The organism is Nitrospirota bacterium, from assembly GCA_037386965.1.
In the GTDB taxonomy this organism is placed as follows: Bacteria; Nitrospirota; Thermodesulfovibrionia; order Thermodesulfovibrionales; family JdFR-86; genus JARRLN01.
Window position 1 is genome coordinate 1 of the sequence record JARRLN010000058.1, and the last position, 18,358, is coordinate 18,358.

Annotated in this window: 12 protein-coding genes, 2 tRNA genes and 2 rRNA genes; 5 read left to right on the forward strand and 11 right to left on the reverse strand. The window is 63.5% G+C overall.

Translation table 11 applies throughout. The features are described 5' to 3' along the window. Nucleotides 1-25: 25 nt before the first annotated feature. The 8 genes from P8Y39_09240 to P8Y39_09275 all read right to left on the reverse strand — a co-directional run bounded on the left by P8Y39_09240 (nucleotide 26) and on the right by P8Y39_09275 (nucleotide 9,096). Nucleotides 26-2,876, reverse strand: a 23S ribosomal RNA gene (locus P8Y39_09240). A 48-nt stretch (nucleotides 2,877-2,924) separates the two neighbouring features. Continuing rightward, a tRNA-Ala gene (locus P8Y39_09245) sits at nucleotides 2,925-2,997 on the reverse strand. Between the two features lie 5 nt (nucleotides 2,998-3,002). Further along, nucleotides 3,003-3,079, reverse strand: a tRNA-Ile gene (locus P8Y39_09250). Nucleotides 3,080-3,217: 138 nt separating this feature from the next. Then, a 16S ribosomal RNA gene (locus P8Y39_09255) occupies nucleotides 3,218-4,646 on the reverse strand. The 16S and 23S rRNA genes sit together here with 2 tRNA genes alongside, the layout of an rRNA operon. A gap of 433 nt (nucleotides 4,647-5,079) precedes the next feature. Next, nucleotides 5,080-5,703, reverse strand: a complete 624-nt coding sequence (locus tag P8Y39_09260; protein ID MEJ2192516.1) for an MBL fold metallo-hydrolase — start codon at nucleotides 5,701-5,703, stop codon at nucleotides 5,080-5,082. After that, nucleotides 5,700-7,277, reverse strand: a complete 1,578-nt coding sequence (murJ, locus tag P8Y39_09265; protein MEJ2192517.1) for a murein biosynthesis integral membrane protein MurJ — start codon at nucleotides 7,275-7,277, stop codon at nucleotides 5,700-5,702. Before murJ ends, P8Y39_09260 begins: the two co-directional genes overlap by 4 nt. Nucleotides 7,278-7,370: 93 nt before the next feature. Beyond that, nucleotides 7,371-7,931, reverse strand: coding sequence for a chalcone isomerase family protein (locus tag P8Y39_09270; GenBank protein ID MEJ2192518.1), 561 nt, complete (start codon nucleotides 7,929-7,931; stop codon nucleotides 7,371-7,373). Between the two features lie 160 nt (nucleotides 7,932-8,091). Continuing rightward, a complete protein-coding gene (locus P8Y39_09275) occupies nucleotides 8,092-9,096 on the reverse strand; it encodes a DUF481 domain-containing protein (GenBank protein ID MEJ2192519.1) in 1,005 nt (334 codons plus the stop codon). Between the two features lie 246 nt (nucleotides 9,097-9,342). Between P8Y39_09275 and P8Y39_09280 the strand changes: the two genes are divergently transcribed. Beyond that, on the forward strand, nucleotides 9,343-10,251 hold the full coding sequence (locus P8Y39_09280) for a selenium metabolism-associated LysR family transcriptional regulator (GenBank protein ID MEJ2192520.1): 909 nt from the start codon (nucleotides 9,343-9,345) through the stop codon (nucleotides 10,249-10,251). Here P8Y39_09280 and P8Y39_09285 read toward each other — a convergent pair. Continuing rightward, nucleotides 10,181-11,863 (reverse strand): DUF1957 domain-containing protein, encoded by a 1,683-nt coding sequence (locus P8Y39_09285; GenBank protein ID MEJ2192521.1) that lies wholly within the window; start codon nucleotides 11,861-11,863, stop codon nucleotides 10,181-10,183. The genes P8Y39_09280 and P8Y39_09285 overlap by 71 nt on opposite strands. 52 nt (nucleotides 11,864-11,915) lie before the next feature. Between P8Y39_09285 and P8Y39_09290 the strand changes: the two genes are divergently transcribed. Together P8Y39_09290 and deoC are read left to right on the forward strand one after the other, a co-directional pair. Beyond that, nucleotides 11,916-12,764: an aminotransferase class IV gene (locus P8Y39_09290; GenBank protein MEJ2192522.1), complete on the forward strand. Its 849-nt coding sequence runs from the start codon at nucleotides 11,916-11,918 to the stop codon at nucleotides 12,762-12,764. 2 nt (nucleotides 12,765-12,766) lie between these two features. Then, entirely contained in the window at nucleotides 12,767-13,432 is a 666-nt protein-coding gene (gene deoC / locus P8Y39_09295) for a deoxyribose-phosphate aldolase (protein ID MEJ2192523.1), read from the forward strand. 33 nt (nucleotides 13,433-13,465) lie between these two features. Here deoC and P8Y39_09300 read toward each other — a convergent pair whose 3' ends face one another. Continuing rightward, nucleotides 13,466-14,539: an LptF/LptG family permease gene (locus P8Y39_09300; GenBank protein MEJ2192524.1), complete on the reverse strand. Its 1,074-nt coding sequence runs from the start codon at nucleotides 14,537-14,539 to the stop codon at nucleotides 13,466-13,468. Beyond that, complete coding sequence (locus P8Y39_09305; protein MEJ2192525.1) at nucleotides 14,536-15,603, reverse strand: LptF/LptG family permease; 1,068 nt, start codon at nucleotides 15,601-15,603, stop codon at nucleotides 14,536-14,538. Before P8Y39_09305 ends, P8Y39_09300 begins: the two co-directional genes overlap by 4 nt. A gap of 361 nt (nucleotides 15,604-15,964) precedes the next feature. On the opposite strand from P8Y39_09305, the gene P8Y39_09310 reads away from it, so the two are divergent. Both P8Y39_09310 and P8Y39_09315 read left to right on the forward strand, forming a co-directional pair. Next, nucleotides 15,965-16,738, forward strand: a complete 774-nt coding sequence (locus P8Y39_09310; protein ID MEJ2192526.1) for a TIGR04219 family outer membrane beta-barrel protein — start codon at nucleotides 15,965-15,967, stop codon at nucleotides 16,736-16,738. 411 nt (nucleotides 16,739-17,149) lie between these two features. Continuing rightward, nucleotides 17,150-18,358, forward strand: a 1,209-nt coding sequence (locus P8Y39_09315) for a hypothetical protein (GenBank protein MEJ2192527.1), incomplete at its 3' end; no start/stop codon positions are given.

Genomic DNA, 18,358 nt, shown 5'->3' on the forward strand with positions numbered 1-18,358 from the left:
GTCCCATGAAAACAGAGGGAAAGAGAGGGTCAAGCCGCACGGTCGATTAGTACTGGTCGGCTGGGCCTTACGGCTTTTCACCTCCAGCCTATCAACGTGGTGGTCTCCCACGGACCTTGAGGAACCTTGCGGTTCGGGAGATCTCGTCTCGGGGTGGGCTTCACGCTTAGATGCTTTCAGCGTTTATCCCCTCCAGACATAGCTACCCGGCGTTGCCGCTGGCACGACAACCGGAACACTAGAGGTCTGTCCGTCCCGGTCCTCTCGTACTAGGGACAGCTCCCCTCAAATCTCCTACGCCCACAGCAGATAGGGACCGAACTGTCTCACGACGTTCTGAACCCAACTCTCGTACCGCTTTAATCGGCGAACAGCCGAACCCTTGGGACCTGCTTCAGCCCCAGGATGCGATGAGTCGACATCGAGGTGCCAAACCGCGTCGTCGATATGAACTCTTGGACGCGATAAGCCTGTTATCCCCGGCGTACCTTTTATCCGTTGAGCGATGGCCCTTCCACGCGGGACCACCGGATCACTAAGCCCTGGTTTCCCACCTGCTCGAGGTGTCCCTCTCACAGTCAAGCCTCCTTATGCCTTTGCACTCGACGGCTGGTTTCCGTCCAGCCTGAGGAGACCTTTGGACGCCTCCGTTACTCTTCAGGAGGCGACCGCCCCAGTCAAACTACCCGCCAGGCACTGTCCCTCCCCCGGATTGAGCGGGGGCGGGTTAGGGCCCCAGTAAGGTAAGGGTGGTATTTCAAGGTTGGCTCCACGGAAACTAGCGTCTCCGCTTCAGTGCCTCCCACCTATCCTACACATACATCACCAAAGCCCAATGCCAAGCTGTAGTAAAGGTGCACGGGGTCTTTCCGTCTAGCTGCGGGTAACCGGCGTCTTCACCGGTATCTCAAGTTCACCGAGCCCCTCGCCGAGACAGCGCCCAGATCGTTACGCCATTCGTGCAGGTCGGAACTTACCCGACAAGGAATTTCGCTACCTTAGGACCGTTATAGTTACGGCCGCCGTTTAGCACCTGTGTTTTTGGTAAACAGTCGCCTGGGCCTCTTCACTGCGCCCTGGCCGAAGCCAGGGACCCCTTCTCCCGAAGTTACGGGGTTATTTTGCCGAGTTCCTTAGCGAGGGTTCGCTCGAACGCCTTGGTATCTTCTACCCACCTACCAGTGTCGGTTTGCGGTACGGGCACCCGCGGGACTCCCTACGAGGATTTTCTCGTCAGTGTGGAATCATCCGGGTTCGGCTTTTTAGGGCCTTCCCCATCACGCCTCGGCCTTACGCGGAGGGGATTTGCCTCCCCCGCGGCCTCGAACGCTTGGACCTGAACCAGCACCAGGCCCGGACTATCCTCCTGCGTCCCCCCTTCGGTCAAACGTCCCGCAGATGGTGCAGGAATATTAACCTGCCGTCCATCAGCTACGCCTTTCGGCCTCGCCTTAGGCCCGACTAACCCTGGGCGGATTTACCTTCCCCAGGAAACCTTAGGTTTACGGCGTCCTGACTTTTCATCAGGATTTGCGCTACTTATGCCGGCATACTCTCTTCCGTCCCCTCCAGCACGGCTCGCGCCGCACCTTCGACGGTCCACGGAATGCTCCCCTACCACTCGTGTCAAAGGAGGAGACCCCCTTCGACACAAATCCGCAGTTTCGGTGCAGTGCTTGAGCCCCGTTGAATTTTCGGCGCGGTGTCGCTCGACCAGTGAGCTATTACGCTTTCTTTCAATGATGGCTGCTTCTAAGCCAACATCCTGGCTGTCTCCGCAACACCACATCCTTTCCCACTTAGCACTGTCTTGGGGACCTTAACTGACGGTCTGGGTTGTTTCCCTCTCGACCACGGATCTTAGCACCCGCAGTCTCACTCCCGGCAAACACCCGCGCGGTATTCGGGGTTTGGTTGGGTTTGGTAGGCGTCGCCGCCCCCTAGCCCATCCAGTGCCCTACCCCCGCGGGGCTTCAGCCGAGGCTGTACCAAAATACATTTCGGGGAGAACCAGCTATCACCAGGTTTGATTGGCCTTTCACCCCTACCCACAGTTCATCCGAGCGTTTTGCAACACACAACGGTTCGGGCCTCCATGAGGTTTTACCCCCACTTCACCCTGACCATGGGTAGATCACCTGGCTTCGGGTCTACCAACCGCGACTCCGCGCCCTGTTCAGACTCGGTTTCCCTGCGGCTCCGTCCCTGAAGGACTTAACCTCGCCACGGCCGGTAACTCGCCGGCTCATTAATCAAAAGGCACGCGGTCACCCGGCGCCCGAAGGCCCCAGGCTCCCACTGCTTGTAGGCACACGGTTTCAGGTTCTCTTTCACTCCCCTCACCGGGGTTCTTTTCACCTTTCCCTCACGGTACTCGTTCACTATCGGTCATCGGAAGATATTTAGCCTTGGAGGGTGGTCCCCCCTGCTTCCCACAAGGTTCCACGTGCCCCGTGGTACTCAGGATACCGCTTCGCTACGGAACGCCTTTCGCCTACAGGCCTCTCACCTTCTCCGGGAGGGCTTTCCAGCCCCCTTCGGCTAAACGCCCCGAGTGCTACTTGCGCGGTCCTGCAACCCCGAACGCTCTTGCGAACGCCCGGTTTGGGCTCTTCCCCCTTCGCTCGCCGCTACTGAGGGAATCTCGTTTGATTTCTCTTCCTCCGGGTACTGAGATGTTTCACTTCCCCGGGTTCGCCTCGCACGGCTATGTGTTCACCGTGCGATGACCGGGCTTTCCCCCGGCCGGGTTTCCCCATTCGGACATCCGCGGATCTACGCTTGCTCGCAGCTCCCCGCGGCTTTTCGCAGCCTGCCGCGTCCTTCCTCGCTCTCCGATGCCAAGGCATCCACCATGCGCCCTTATTGTCTTGACCCGTTTCTCTCTCCTCTGTTTTCAAAGAACGTACATCATCCGCCAAAAGTGGAGGTGAACGGGATCGAACCGATGACCTCCTGCTTGCAAAGCAGGCGCTCTCCCAACTGAGCTACACCCCCGTAAATGGTGGGCCTAAGTGGATTTGAACCACTGACCTCGCGCTTATCAGGCGCGCGCTCTGACCGACTGAGCTATAGGCCCATTCGGAACGGAACCCACATGAGGCCCAAGTCCCATTAGCGGATTGAACTAAGAAGTGCGTAGCGAGCCCTTCGTCCAGGGGTCATGCCCCTGTATTTTTTCGCCTTAAGCTCTTTTGGAGAGCTTTTGGCTCCTTAGAAAGGAGGTGATCCAGCCGCAGGTTCCCCTACGGCTACCTTGTTACGACTTCACCCCAATTACCGACCACACCTTCGACGGCTCCCTCCCGTGAGGGTTGGGCCACCGTCTTCGGGTACAGCCGACTTTCGTGGTGTGACGGGCGGTGTGTACAAGGCCCGGGAACGTATTCACCGCGGCATGGCTGATCCGCGATTACTAGCGATTCCACGTTCACGGAGTCGAGTTGCAGACTCCGATCCCAACTGAGACCGCTTTTAGGGATTGGCTCCACCTCGCGGCTTTGCTGCCCTCTGTAGCGGCCATTGTAGCACGTGTGTCGCCCTGGACATAAGGGCCATGATGACTTGACGTCGTCCCCACCTTCCTCCAGCTCGTCGCCGGCAGTTTCCTCAGAGAGCCCCGAAGGGCAACAGAGGATAGGGGTTGCGCTCGTTGCGGGACTTAACCCAACACCTCACGGCACGAGCTGACGACAGCCATGCAGCACCTGTGCTGGCTCCTTCCCGAAGGAAGGTCGTCCCCCTTTCGGGTTCCTACCACCAGCATGTCAAGCCCAGGTAAGGTTCTTCGCGTTGCGTCGAATTAAACCACATGCTCCACCGCTTGTGCGGGCCCCCGTCAATTCCTTTGAGTTTCAACCTTATCTAATCCTGTTTGCTCCCCACGCTTTCGCGCCTCAGCGTCAGTCTAGCGCCAGAGGGCCGCCTTCGCCACCGGCCTTCCTCCTGATATCTACGCATTTCACTGCTACACCAGGAATTCCGCCCTCCCCTCGCTGACTCAAGCAGAGCAGTTTCCAGGGCCATCCCACGGTTGAGCCGTGGGCTTCCACCCTGGACTTGCCCCGCCGCCTACGCGCCCTTTAAGCCCAGTAATTCCGAACAACGCTTGCCACCTCTGTCTTACCGCGGCTGCTGGCACAGAGTTAGCCGTGGCTTATTCCCGGGGTACCGTCATTATCTTCCCCCGGAAAAGGAGTTTACAACCCGAAGGCCTTCGTCCTCCACGCGGCGTCGCTGCGTCAGGGTTGCCCCCATTGCGCAAGATTCCCCACTGCTGCCTCCCGTAGGAGTCTGGGCCGTGTCTCAGTCCCAGTGTGGCCGACCATCCTCTCAGACCGGCTACCCGTCTCGGGCTTGGTGGGCCTTTACCCCACCAACTACCTGATAGGCCGCAGGCCCATCCCTGGGCGCCGGAGCCTTTGACCACAAACGTCCCAGTCCGTGGTCTCATGGGGTATTAGCCCCGGTTTCCCGAGGTTATCCCCCTCCCAGGGGCAGGTTACCTACGTGTTACGCACCCGTTCGCCACTCGGTCATGTCCGTCCACCGGCCGAAACCGGCTTCCAAACATGACCCCGTTCGACTTGCATGTGTTAAGCACGCCGCCAGCGTTCGTTCTGAGCCAGGATCAAACTCTCAGAATTTTACTCTCAGAGGCTCACCAACAAGTGGGTGCCCAGACGCCTGCGAGAGCTACCCCCCGGAACGGGCCGGAGGCCTGTCCTCTACATGCGTACCAAAGCTCCCTTTCCGCGAACGTTCCCTCGGCTCTCGTGGACCCCGAGGCATCGCAGAGATTTCAAAGAACACTTCAATGGGACCTTAACAATACCACCTATAAAGCCAACATGTCAAGGCCTTTTTCCCCTCTCCTAATATTATTTAATAACATACCGGGGGCCCTCGTCAAAGGGAAGAAACGCCCTCCAGGGCCCGCTGAACCTTCCAGCGAGCCCAAAGAAGCGGAAAAGAAGGTTTTTCGGGCCAATGCACCTGCATGCAAGCCCATGGGGCACCGCGCCTAAGCGTTCCAGCGCTACAAATATATCAATATATCAGGCAGTTATGGCTGATGCCTCAGCTCAGGAACTCGCGGGCGAAGACGTTCCGGGTCTTCTCCTGCCCGATAGTGCTGCCCGGACCGTGGCCCGGGAGGACGACGGTCTCATCGGGGAGGGCCATCAGCCGGCGGAAGGAGGAGGCCATCATCTCGAGGCTTCCCCCGGGGAAGTCCGTCCGCCCCACCGAGCCGGCGAAAAGGGTGTCCCCCGTGAGGACCGCCCCGTCCACCTTCAGGCTGATGCTCCCGGGGCTGTGCCCCGGGGTGTGCAGGACCTCCATGGTGAGGGAGCCGACCTTGAGGGCGTCGCCGTCCTTGAGAAAAATATCCGGGTCCGGAAGGGGCGGGATTGCGTACCCCCAGAAGGCGCCCTGGTCCCGGGCGGCCTCATAGACCTCCCGCTCGGCCTCATGCAGGGCCACCGCGGCCCCCGTGGCCTCCTTTACCTCCGCCACGGCCCCCACGTGGTCGAAATGGGCGTGGGTAAGGACGATGTGGGTGACGGCGAACCCTTCGGTCAGCTCCAGGACGCGGTCCGGCTCGTCCCCCGGGTCCACGACCATGGCGCTTCCGCCCTCGCGGTCGGCCACCACGTAGGCGTTGCTCTCCAGCGGTCCCACGGGCATGCTCCGTATGATCATGGCGTCGGCTCCTTTCTTCTTCCAAGCCGCCGTTTCAGTAACTCTATCATAAATGCCAGCTCCTCGTTCCTCAGAAGCCGGGAGGCCCCCGCGTAGACCGCCAGGGAGAGGGCGATGACCCCGGTGAGGAGGCCCGCCTTCAGGGCCGCCTGGCCCGAGCCCTGCCAGATGTCTCCCCGGAGAAGCCACCGGGCCAGGGCTCCCATGACCGCCGAGGCCAGGGCCGCCTTGAGCAGGGCCGCCCCTATTGCCCGGGCGCGGATGCTCCCCAGCCGCCGCCTGAGGAGATACAAAAGGACGCCGAAGTTCAACGTCGCCGCCAGGGCGTGGGCCAGGGCAAGCCCGGCATGGAGCATGGGGCCCATGAGGGCCAGGCACAGGGCGATATTTGCGGCAAGCCCCAGGGCGGCCACCTTCGCCGGGGTCTTGGTGTCCTGAAGGGAGTAGAAGGTGCTGGTCACCACCCGCACGCCCACCACGGCCCAGATGCCCATGGAATAGTAAAGGAGGGCCCGGGCGGTGCCCGCCGTGGCCTGGTAGTCCCAGTCCCCCCGCTGGAAAAGGAGGTTGACGATGGGCTCCCTCAGGGCGATGAGGCCGGCCATGGCCGGCACGGTGATGAAGAAAAGGAGCCGGAGGGAGAAAGAGAAGTCCTCCCGCACGCTCCACATGTCGCCCTTCCTGGCGTGCTCGGAAAGGGAGGGAAGCACGGCCATGCCCATGGCCACCCCGAAGACCCCGATGGGGAACTGGATGAGGCGCATGGAGTAAAACAGGTAGGTAATGCTGCCCGCGGGCAGAAAGGAGGCGATGATGCTTGCCGCCAGGATGTAAAGCTGCGAGATGGAAACCCCCACCGTCACCGGAAGGACGAGCCTGAGAATCCTGGTAAGCCCCGGGTGGCGGAGGTCCAGGACGGGCCTGAGGCGGTAGCCCTCACGCCTCATCGCCGGTGTCTGGACGAGGAACTGCGCGAGGCCCCCCAGGGTGACCCCCAGGGCGGCTCCCATCACGGGCCGCCCCACCCAGGCCGACCAGGCCAGGACGCTGGCGATGATGGAGAGGTTCAGAAACGCCGGGGCCACCGCCGGAAGGAAAAACACCCTCCGGACGTTCAGCGCCCCCATGGCCGCCGAGGCCAGGCTGACGAAAAGCAGGAAGGGGAACATGACCCGGGTGAGGGTGACGGTGAGGGAGATCTTCGAGGGGTCCTTAAAGCCGCTGGCGATGACGGCGACCACCTGGGGGGCGAACAGGACGCCCAGGGCGGAGACCGCCCCCACCACGACGAGCACGAACCCCAGGGTGGCCTGCACCAGGCGTCTGGCCTCATCGGGGTCGCGTCCCTGGTACTCCGTAAGCACGGGGATGACCGCCGAGGCCGTGGAGCCCTCGGCAAAGAGCTCCCTCAAGAGGTTGGGTATGCGGAAGGCCAGGAAAAAGGCGTCCGAAACACCCGAGGCCCCCAGGAAATAGGCCAGCACCATGTCCCGGGCGTACCCCAGAACGCGGCTTATCATGGTGGCCGCCGACATGAGGCCGGCCGCACGCGCGATGCGGTCCCGCTCAGCCATCAGGGGTTGATTATAGCAGGGCGGCGGAGGGGCCTGCCGGAGGCATGGGCGCGGCGGCCCGTCTCTTCAGGGATGTGTCGGGGATTGTCCTCTTCAGCCCCTGGCCCCGGTGAGGTCATCCAGCCAGACCTTGAGGACCGCCCGGTAGAAGTCCTCGCCCTTCACGGTGGCCAGCACCTGGTCGTTCAACCACACCTGGGTGCCCAGGGGAGGGAGATAATCCAGCCCCAGGACGTCTCCTTTGCGTACGGCGCGAAGGCTGTCGGCCAGATGGGTGAGCCGCCCCCTTATCCGGGCGAACTCCTGCGGGCTCAGCTTCTTTTGAAACCCCCGGAGCCAGTAGCCCCTGAGCCTCTCGGCCCCGACATTCCCATAGGTGAAGCGCAGCACCAGACGCTTGGCGCCCGGCGTGGAGAGGATTTCGCCCGTGGCCGAGTGCTTTTCGGGCAGATACAGGGCGCAGACATAGAGGTCGATCCAGAACTTCCTCTTCACGCCCGCCCCGTTCAGGACGAGCTCCGTGGGGCCCACCTTCACCGTCTCGGGAAGCCGGACACCGGCCACCTCCAGGGCCAGGCACGGGGAGGCCGCCATCATGAGAAGGAGGACAAGGCAGAAGGGGACGCGGAGAAAGGCCGGCAGAGGCGGAGACATCGTCTTTTGGCAGGGGGGCACGCCGAGTTTTTCCCTCCGGGCGAAGTCAGTCAAAAAAGTATACAGGAGAAGACCGGAGAAAAGCGAACCCGGCACGTGACAGAAATTACGGTGGATATCGGAAAAAACGGCGGCAGGGCGGCGGCGCTCCGCGATTACGTCAGAAATTGTACTGCAGGGCCAGCACCCAGGTGGAGTCGGTCTTCTTCACGCCCGGGGAGCCGGGGCTGCTGTCGTACTGGAGGATGTTGCCCAGCCTGAGGGACCAGTTGGCAAAGAGGGTGGTGTTGACCGAGGCGTCGTTACGGAGCTGAAATTCGCCCAGCTCCTGGAATTCCGGGTAAACGATGAGGACGTCCTCGAAGCGGATGCTCTGGGTGATGAGCCAGCCCAGGATGGCCGAGACGCGTCCGGTGAACCACCGGTCGTCCGGGGCCCTCTGGCGGTCCTCGGAGAAGTAGGTCACGCCCAGCTCCAGGGCCAGGTCGAGGTCGTCTTCACGGAGCTGATACCCCGCGCCGGGGCCCACGGCGGTGCGAAGGTTGATGTCCTTGAAGGTGTCGTTCAGCATCTCCAGGCTCAGGAATCCGTAGAGTTTTTTCGTGAAGAAATAGTCGTACTTGAGCGCCCCGTACGCGTTTCTCGCGGTGAGGTCGCCGTCCTCCTCGGCGTAGTTGTAAAGGAACCGCATGGAGAAGCGGTCTGTCTTGCTCTGGCGCGCGGCCTGCGCGCCGAAGGAGGCGTTCAAAAGCTCCGTGTTTCCCGTCTGGTAGTTCCCTCCGAAGTGGATATTGCCCGTCCACTTGCTGGGCGGGGGGTTGACCTCCTGCACCTCCTGCCAGCGTATAACGGCGGCCTCCCGGGCTGCGGAGGGCTCGACGTGGATGCGGCCCTCCTGGTCGGTGCGGAGGCGGCCCTTGAGGACTTCGCCGCTCAGCAGGTGAAGCTCCACGGCTTCCTCCGTGCTCAGGCCCGCGATGCGGTCCATCTTGACCCTGACGGGCTTGGCCGCGTAGTCCGTGCGGACCAGGAGGACGCCGTCCTCGGTGCGCAGTACCGTGCCGGTGAGCACGTCGCCGTTTTGAAGCCGGACCTCGTCGGCCAGGACGCCGGCGGGCAGCAGAAGGAGGGCGAAGAGAAAGACGCATCCCCAGGTCTTTCTCATGAGGCCGCCGGTATGGGTGTCCTTTCCGCCATGCGTGCGGCAAACATAGCAGGGGCCGGATTCTTTGTCAAGACGATGCCCTTCGGGCCGTCCCCGAAGCCCGGGTGGGCGCAGCCCCGGGGAGGGGATTATGGAGGCCATCAGAAACGCTTATTCGTGAAGTGCCGCGCAAACCCTCGTCCCGTAAGGTTTTGCGCCCTTGAATTATTTCGATTCCTTATTTTAAAATTAATTTCAGTTATGGGTATGGAAGACCATAAGCTCCGCGTCTTCTGCACCGTGGCCGAGACCAGGAGCTTCTCGAAGGCCTCGGAGATCATCCATCTGACGCAACCGGCGGTGAGCCTTCAGATACAGGCCCTGGAGGACACCTACGAGACGAAGCTCTTCGACCGCTCCAGCTCCACCGTCACGCTGACGCCCTCGGGGGAAATCCTCTACAAGTACGCCAAGGAGATCCTCACCCTGTACGCCCAGGCGGAGAAGGACATCGGAGAGCTCACCGGCCTGGTCAAGGGCTCCATCAGCATCGGGGCCAGCACCACCATCGGAAACTACGTCCTCCCCTCGGTGCTCTCGGACTTCAAGCGGAAGAACCCGAAGATAAAGATCCACCTCCTGGTGGGCAACACCAGGCGGGTGGTGGAGCTTCTGAACGCCGGCAACCTGGACCTCGGCCTCGTGGAGGGCGAGGCCACCAAGTACAAAATCATCACCGAGAAGTTCCTCTCCGACGAGCTCACCCTCATCGTGCCGTCCATGCACCCCTGGGCGAAGCGCAAGGAGGTCTCCATGCTGGACATCATCAAGGAGCCCCTTATCTTCCGCGAGGAGGGCTCCGGCACGCGCCAGGTCATCGAGCAGCACCTGAGCAAACGGGGAATCGGGACGCAGAACATGAACATCACCACCATCCTGGGCAGCACCGAGGCCATCAAGCAGGCCGTGGAGGACGGCACGGGGATATCCATCGTGAGCAAATGGGCCGTCAGGAGGGAGAACCGCTACGGCACCATCAAGCCCGTGAAGTTCAAGGAAGGCAGGATGCTCCGGGACTTCTCGCTCGTCTTCAACAAAAATACGGTCACCTCCTATGCCGTGGACGAGTTTTTGAACTTCCTGAGGAACTACTCCTTCGACAGGCTCCTGGAATAGTCTCGGGAGTAAGCCAGGGGAAGAGGGAGTCCCGTTCCTCAAGCTCCCCGAGCCGGTCCCCGTCCACCTTGCCCGCGTCGGCCATCTCCTCAATCCGCGCGAAGTTTTGAAGGTGCTCCCGCACCCTCCGTTCGGCATAGGGAGCCGCGGTCTCCTTCTTCATGTGGAAGGGCCAGTCGCTCCCCTGGGAGAGGAGTGCTTCGCGGAGGGCCTGGGCCAGAAGCCGCTTGTGCTCCGTGCCGCCCGCCTCCGTGCGGGCGGCGAGCCTCACGGAGGCCAGCCTCACGGAGGCGAGCCTCTCCCATGACATCCATGCCCGGTGGATGCGCGGGATGGCCCAGTCGTTTGCCGGGTCCACCCAGGCGCCGCCGTATCCCCCTTCGCCCCAGCTCGACAGTGCCGGGGCGGCCGTCTCGAGGCCGCCCCTCGTGCGGAGATACTCCCCCGGGGTGACGGCACGGATGTCTCGCCGTCCGTGCAGGCCCCGGAAGAGGTGCTCAAGCCAGTGGAGCCCTTCGTACCACCAGTGCCCGAAGAGCTCCGCGTCGTAGGCGGCCACCACCAGGGGCTCGAAGGGGGCGCCCGCACGACGGGCCGCCTCCCCGAGGAGGCCTACTCTTTGGGCGAGCATCCGGATGAAGTCCTCCGCGTCCTCCCGGGCCTTCGCGAGGGCCGCGTCCGGCTCATAGGGCTCCTTGGCCCCCGAGCCCCCGGTTACCCGGTAGTACTTGATGCCCGTGGGGGCGCGGGCGCCGCCCGGGGCGAAGGCCTCCCCCAGCTCCTCCACGGGAAGCTCGAAGCCCAGGTCGCGGTGAAACTCCCTGTAGGCCGGATGTCCGGGGTAGCCGCTTCGGGCGCACCAGACCCGCCGGGCCGCCTCCGCGTCCCGGGCGAAGGCCACCGGGCCGGCCGGGGTCCGCACCGGATAGTGCACGCCGTAGCGGGGGCGGGGCCGGGCGTGAAGAAGGCCGTGGGATTCCAAGAAGAAATACTCCACCCCCGCCTCGGCCAGCAGGGCGTCGAGGCCGTCGTAATACCCGCACTCCGGGAGCCAGAGGCCCCGGGGCTCTACCCCAAGGCGCCGCCTCAAGGCCTCTTGTCCCAGGCGCACCTGGGCCCGCACCGCTTCGGGCAAGGGGGCGAGGGCGGGGAGGAAGGCATGGGTGGCGCAGGTGGTGATGAGCTCCACTCCGGCCCGGGGGGCCGTCTCGGCCAGGGCGCTGAGGAGGTCTCCGTGAAGCTCCTTCAGGTGGAAGTCCCTGAGGTCCGCGCTCCGCCGGGCGTACATGAGGGCCAGCGCGCCCAGGACAGGGTCCGATGTGAGGCGGGCGGCTTCCCTTTCGGCCAAGGCCGTGACGTTATCCAGGTGCCTCAGCAGGCGGCGCCTGAGGAGGGGGTCGGCGAGCATCTCAAGGAGCGTGGGGCTCACCGACAGGGTGAAGGGGCAGCGGATGCCCTCCCGGGCAAGCCCCCGGAGCATCCGCACCAGAGGGAGGTAGCACTCCAGGCAGGCCTCGTACAGCCAGGCCTCCTCCAGCGCGTACTCGTGCTCGGGGTGCTTGACGAAGGGCAGGTGGGCATGGAGAAGCACGATGAGGTCGCCTTTCCGCATGGCCCATGGTAACGGGATTCGCCCCGCCGGTGCAACTTGCTATAATGCCTGCATGCGCGTCTTCCTGGGCGACGGGCTGGTGCCGGAGGAGGAGGCCCGGGTGAGTGTTTTCGACCACGGGTTCCTCTACGGCGACGGCGTGTACGAGACCATGAGGGCCTATGGCGGGAAGGTCTTTCTCATGGAGAGGCATCTTCTGAGGCTCAAGCGCTCCGCCGACATGATAGGCCTGGGGCTTCCCCGCGACGAGGCCGGCATCGGGGAGGCGGTCCGTGAGACCCTCGCTGCAAACGGCCTCCAAGAGGCCTCCATACGGGTCACCGTCTCCCGGGGGCCGGGCCCCTTGGGGCTTGACCCCGCGCTCTGTCGAGAGCCCACCTTTCTGGTCATGGCCCGGCCCTTCAAACCCTATCCCGAAGAGTATTACCGGGAGGGGGTCCGGGTGGTCGTCCCCCGGGTGCGGCGCAACCTCAAGGAGGCCCTGGACCCCCGGATAAAGTCCCTGAATTTCCTCAACAACATCCTGGCCAAGCGCGAGGCCCTCCAGGCGGGGGCCTTCGAGGCCCTGATGCTCAACCACAGGGGCGAGCTTACCGAGTGCACGGTGAGCAACGTCTTCTTCCTCCGGGACGGACGGCTCTGCACCCCGGCTGTGGACTGCGGCCTCCTGGACGGCATCACCAGGGGGCTCGTCCTTGAACTTGCCCGCGGGGAGGGCATCCCGGTGGAAGAGGGAGTCTTCCGGGAGGAGGACATCCACGGGGCGGAGGAGGTCTTCCTCACCAATACCTCCATGGAGGCGATGCCCGTGGGACAGGTGGGCCAGAGGGCCTATCCGGTGGGAGAGACCACGCTTCTTTTGAGACGGCGGTACGCCGAGTACCGTCTTTCCCGGGATTGAGCATGGAGCCCGGGGAGCTGGCCGCGCTTATCGAGCACACCCTGCTTCGGCCGGGGGCAGGGGAGCGGGACGTCCGCACCCTCTGCGCGGAGGCCCGCGAGTACGGCTTTTTCGCCGTCTGTGTCCATCCCGTCCACGTCTCCCTGGCCAGGGGCCTCCTCGGGGAAAGCCCCGTGCGGGTGGCCACCGTGGTGGGCTTTCCCCTGGGGATGAACCTCACCCCGGTGAAGGTCTACGAGGCCATGCAGGCCGCCCTGGAGGGGGCGGACGAGCTGGACATGGTGATGAAGGTCGGAGCGGCCCGGGAGGGGCGCTGGGAGGCGGTGCAAAGGGACATGGCCGATGTGGTCCTGGCCACGCCGGAACTGACGCACAAGGTCATCCTGGAGTGCGCACTTCTTTCCGACGAGGAGAAGGTGCGGGCGGCCCGGGCCGCCGTGGAGGCGGGGGCGGAGTTTGTGAAGACCTCCACGGGCTTCGGCCCCTGGGGGGCCAGGGTGGAGGACGTGGGCCTCTTGAGGGAGGCCGTGGGCGGGCGGGCCGGGGTGAAGGCCGCCGGGGGGATAAAGACCCTCGCGGACCTTCTTTCCATGGTCCGGGCCGGGGCCGCGCGCATCGGCACCTCCTCGGGCGTGGCCATCATGAAAGAGGCGGCCCGGGGCCGGTAGGGCCTCTTCTCCGGATAATGCCGGTAGGGCCTCTTATTCCGGGATGGTGGCGTAGAGGTAGGCGGCCAGGGCCCCGAACAGAAGGGGCGCCAGCCAGACGGCCGCCATCGGGGGAAGCACCCCGGCGTAACCCAGCGTGAGCGCCAGGGTGTAGCCCAGCCAGTAAAGCAGGCTCACCACGATGCCCAGGGCCGTGGCCACCAGCCCCCTCAGGGACTTCCTCAGGGATATGGAGACCCCCAGCACCACCATGAACAGGCTCACCAGCGGATAGGAGACCTTGGAGTACAGCTCCACGGAGAGCTTGAGGTTCCGGAAGCCCGCTTTCTCGAGCCTTGCCAGGTAGCGCTTGAGCTCGAAGAAGCCCAGCTCGTAGGGTTTCTCTATCTGGCGGGTGAAGAGGCTCGGGGCCGCCAGGCGGCTGTAGCGGTAGGTGCGCGCGTGGCGGACCTCTCCCGTCCGCGTGTCGTAGAGCCTGACCTCACTGAGGAGCCAGGCGCCCTCGGAGGGCAGGTAGCGGGCTTGGTCGGCCTGGATTATCTCGTCCAGCCTCCCCGTCCCGCCGATGCGGAATATCTCCATCCCCCGGAAGGTGTCGTCCTCCGGCACGTACAAATCCATCTTCACCACGGAGCCGTCCTCGGCCCTGAGCCACATCATCCCGTCCATGGAGATGGAAGGCACGGTGGAGCGGCCCATGATGGCGTTTTCCAGGGCCTGCGCCCGGAGCGAGCTTGCCGGCACTACAAACTCCCCGACGGCAAACCCCAGGAGGCTCAGCAGAAGGCCCGCCGCGACGAAGGGGGCCAGGAGGTCCCTGAGCCTTCCCCCCGAGGCCATGACGGCCACCGTCTCCTTGGCCCGGGCGGCCTGGCTCACGGCGTAGAGGCTGCAAAGCAGGGCGGCCATGGGCATGAGGGCGAGGAAGAAGCGGGGGAAGCTCAGGGCCACGTGAAGCGCCAGCTGCCCGAGGGAGGGGCCGTGGGGCATCAGGGAGCCGATTCTCTTTATGAGGTCGAAGAGGCTCAGCAGAAGGCCCAGCCCCACGGAGGTGACCGCGAAGAGCTTGAGGAACTCCTTGAGGAAGTAGCGCTTGACTATCTTCATTTCTTCTCCTCCCGGCGAAACACCAGAAGGGCCGCCGTTCCCAGCGCCGCGGCGGGCATCCAGGCCGCCGCCCAGACCGGCAGATGTCCCGAGAGGGCAAGGTTCTCCCCGTACAGGACCGCGGCGTAGTAAGCCGCGAAGACCAGGAAGCCCGTCACCAGCCCTCCCATGCGGCCCGTCCTGCCGGAGCGCATGGCCAGGGGCGGGGCGAAGAGCATGAGCAGAAGGCACAGGGCGGGCAGGCTCAGCCTGCGGTGAAACTCAAGGAGCAGCTTCACCCTGCTTCTGCCCTTCTTGCCCCGGGCCTCCCGGAGGAGGCCGGCCGGGGTCAGCTCGTTATAGAGGCGGGTGGGGTTATGTATCGCCACAGGCACCAGAAGGTCGTAGCTCCCGAAGGAGAGGTCCGTCACCCTCTGGCCGCTTACCATGTGGATGTGCCCGTCTGTGAGGCGGAAGGTGATGCCCTCGGCGCTTCCCTTGAGGACCCGCCCTTCCCGGGCGTAGACGACGATGGGCCGCCCGGGCTTTCTCCGGTCGTATATGAAGACGCCCTCGAAGGCGTCGGGGGCGGGCTTTCTGCGGGTGTAGATGATGACGTCCTTGAAGTCGTCGTTGAAGATGCCTTCCTCGATGGCGTAATGCGCCCTCTGTGTGATGAGCTCCTCGAGCATGGCCCTCAGCCTCTGGGAGGCCGCCGGCGCCACGAAGAAGCTCATCGCGCCGGAGGCGAGGAAGGCCAGCGCGCCCAGGGCGAAGACCGGCCGGGAGATGGAGCGGAAGGACATCCCGCTTGCCCGCAAGACCACCAGCTCGCTCTCGGCGTTGAGCCTGCCGTAGGTGAGGAGCACCGCCAGAAGCAAGGCCATGGGCGTGCTGACCACGGCGAGCTGGGGCTGGAGATAGAGCACGATGCGGGCCGTCTCCGCCAGGGGAGCCCCCACCGCCGAGAGGGACCGCATCAGGCGGAAGACCCTCTCCGCCATGAGGACCACGTTCAGGGCGAAGAGCCCGATGGCGAAGGTGCCGAGGAGTTCCCCGAAGATGGAGCGGTGGATTGTCTTCATGCCTGACTCCCCATTTTACAGGATGCCCGCAACCCGTTGAAAGCTCCCCGCCGCCGCCGGAAGCGCATCCGGCCCTCATGCACAACGATGCTTCACGCGGCAGGTGCCTGAAGGTCGTCACCTCCGCGCCTTTTCGTCACCCCCGCGAAGGCGGGCATCCATTCCGCCGGTCTTTGTCTTTCCGGGGGGGATACGTAAGGGGGACGTTCGTCCCCCTTACGAGTGCGTCCGTCCCCCTTACGAGTGCGCCAGTCCCCCTTGCGAGTGTTTTGGTGATTTGACCCCTTGCATACGCACGGGAGGCATAGTATATTCGTCAAGTCCCCGGAAGGGGCCATCTTCACAGGAAAGGAGGAAGACTATGCGCACACTGGCAGCCGTAACGGCTGTTTTGCTGGTTTTTCTGGCCGTGCCCGCCTACGCGCTCATGGGCGTGGGGCTGGAGGTGGCGGTGGGGGGCGCCTACCAGGACCCCTCGGGCTACGTCGCCTCGCAGTCCACCGTCGTAAGCGACAGGGTCGACGTGGAGAGTGATGCGGGGTACGACTCGGAGTTTCAGGTCTATGGCCGGGCCAAGCTCGAGCTGCCCCTTATCCTTCCCAACGTCTACGTCATGGCCACCCCCATGAAGTTCGACGGCACGGGCTCGAAGAACGTCTCCTTCGACTTCAAGGGCCGGACCTTCAACGCCAGCGTTCCCTTCAAGAGCGAGGTGACGCTGAACCACTACGACGTGGCGCTTTACTACGACATCCCCTTCCTCGATACGCTCAGCATGGGGAAGCTCGGGGCCGAGCTGGGCCTGAACGTGCGCTTTCTGGACCTGAAGGCCGAGGTGGACCAGCCCACCACGGGAACGTCCGCCTCCGCGGAGACCTCGCTCGTGGTGCCCATGGTCTACGCCGGGGTGCAGGTAAACCCCGTGGACCTGTTCTCCGTGGAGGGGGAGCTCAGGGCCATCGCCTACGACGGCGACTCGTACTGGGACCTCATCGGCAGGGTGAAGGTCAAGCCCATGGGGCCGCTGTTCGTGGCCGGGGGGTACCGCTACGAGAGCGTCGACATCGAGCAGAGCAACATAGAGGCGGACCTTGAGTTCTCGGGCCCCTTCATCGAGGCCGGGGTGGCCTTCTAGGGGGCAATGCGGACGGAGCGCAGGGGCGTCCCTGGTGCGGGGATGCAACGGCAAAACGGGCGCACTCCCGGGAGGGTGTCCGTTTTTGGCATAAGGACGCGCAATTTCGAGGATGCGGCTCTTTTGCCCCAGGCGGTGTCGTTTTTGCAAATACCGAGAAACCACTTGACAAAAACAGGCGGAAATGATAAAAACATAAACAATTTAAGCCGTAAGAGAGTTACGCTTTTTAACCGTTTATTTTATTATCAACCTCCGTTGGAGGGAGACATCACAAAGGGGAGGTGATAAAGCAAGCGAGGGGCGCCGGCGCCGCCGGCCGCAAAGTGAAAGCAGCCTCCGCCCTTTGCGGAGGCAATCATACGAGACAGGGCATGCAAGGCCCGCTAACTCAAAAGGAGGGTTAGGACATTGAAGAGATTCTTCGTATTAGCTCTTAGCATCCTTTTCGTTTTGGGGCTCGGCGTTCAGGCCTATGCCATCCACGCCGAGATACCCGCCGAGACCCAGGCCGCCGTGGCCGTGGGCCAGACGCAGATAACCCTGGGCGGAAGCATCCGGGTCCGGGGCGAGTACAGGGATAACTTGGATTTCAATGACGACGTCAAGGACCACTTCTCCGCCTACGACGAGCGTATCCGCCTGAGCACCGACGCCAAGCTCTCCGAGAACCTCGAGGGCCTGGTGGAGCTGGAGCTTACCAACGGCCCTACTGCCACCACCTACACCTGGGGCAGCCCTGACACCGGCGCCAAGGGTGTTTACCAGCAGGGTAACGCCAAGAGGGGCGAGCTGAACCTGCTTCAGGGCTGGATACAGTGGACGCCGGAGCTGGTGGGCGTGAAGATCGGGCACATGCCGCTTTACCTGGGCAACAAGCTCTTCTTCGACCACTCCCTGTTCGGCGACGACGCCATCGTCCTTTTCAAGGGCATGGACAATATCCACCTCACTCTGCTCGACGCCAAGTTCAATGAGGGTGGAGCCTCCAACGACGCCGACGCCTACGTCCTGGTGGGCGCTTACAACAGCGAGATGTTCAACGCCAGCCTCGACGTGACCTGGGTGCATGATAACACGGGCACTCTGAACGTGCTTGGTGTTCTGCCTGTTCAGAACGACGTGACCGACCTTTACAACATAGGCCTCCGGGGCGACACCACGGTGGGCCCGGCCAAGCTGAGGGCCGACGTGGAGTTCCAGACGGGCAGCGTGCAGGATATTTTTGGCACTGAGACTGACATTGACTTCGGCGGCTGGGCCTACATGGTGGGCGCCAACATGGACCTGCAGAACGTAAACCTGGACGTCGAATGGGCCCAGGGCTCCGGTATCGACCCTGATGACGACCCTGATGAATTCAATATGTTCGTCACCAGCCTGAGCCCGACCAAGTACTTCGCCTACGTCTACGACTACAGGGCCGTGACCGCGGCCGGCGTCACCCACAGCGGCATCGCCAACACCAGCTACCTCAAGGTCGAAGGCAACACCGACCTCACCGATGCCCTGAACCTGGACCTCGCACTGATATGGCTCCGCGCCACCGAGAAGGTCGCCCTCAACGGAGGCCCTAATGCCGAAAATGACCTCGGCTGGGAAGTCGACTGGAAGGGGACC

Excerpts from the sequence above, each read along its gene's own strand:
- P8Y39_09280 (MEJ2192520.1), top strand. The coding sequence starts at position 9,343 with ATGGAAGACCATAAGCTCCGCGTCTTCTGCACCGTGGCCGAGACCAGG.
- P8Y39_09300 (MEJ2192524.1), bottom strand. The coding sequence starts at position 14,539 with ATGAAGATAGTCAAGCGCTACTTCCTCAAGGAGTTCCTCAAGCTCTTC.
- murJ (MEJ2192517.1), bottom strand. The coding sequence starts at position 7,277 with ATGGCTGAGCGGGACCGCATCGCGCGTGCGGCCGGCCTCATGTCGGCG.
- P8Y39_09270 (MEJ2192518.1), bottom strand. The coding sequence starts at position 7,931 with ATGTCTCCGCCTCTGCCGGCCTTTCTCCGCGTCCCCTTCTGCCTTGTC.
- P8Y39_09290 (MEJ2192522.1), top strand. The coding sequence starts at position 11,916 with ATGCGCGTCTTCCTGGGCGACGGGCTGGTGCCGGAGGAGGAGGCCCGG.
- P8Y39_09310 (MEJ2192526.1), top strand. The coding sequence starts at position 15,965 with ATGCGCACACTGGCAGCCGTAACGGCTGTTTTGCTGGTTTTTCTGGCC.
- P8Y39_09285 (MEJ2192521.1), bottom strand. The coding sequence starts at position 11,863 with ATGCGGAAAGGCGACCTCATCGTGCTTCTCCATGCCCACCTGCCCTTC.
- P8Y39_09260 (MEJ2192516.1), bottom strand. The coding sequence starts at position 5,703 with ATGATCATACGGAGCATGCCCGTGGGACCGCTGGAGAGCAACGCCTAC.
- P8Y39_09305 (MEJ2192525.1), bottom strand. The coding sequence starts at position 15,603 with ATGAAGACAATCCACCGCTCCATCTTCGGGGAACTCCTCGGCACCTTC.
- deoC (MEJ2192523.1), top strand. The coding sequence starts at position 12,767 with ATGGAGCCCGGGGAGCTGGCCGCGCTTATCGAGCACACCCTGCTTCGG.
- P8Y39_09275 (MEJ2192519.1), bottom strand. The coding sequence starts at position 9,096 with ATGAGAAAGACCTGGGGATGCGTCTTTCTCTTCGCCCTCCTTCTGCTG.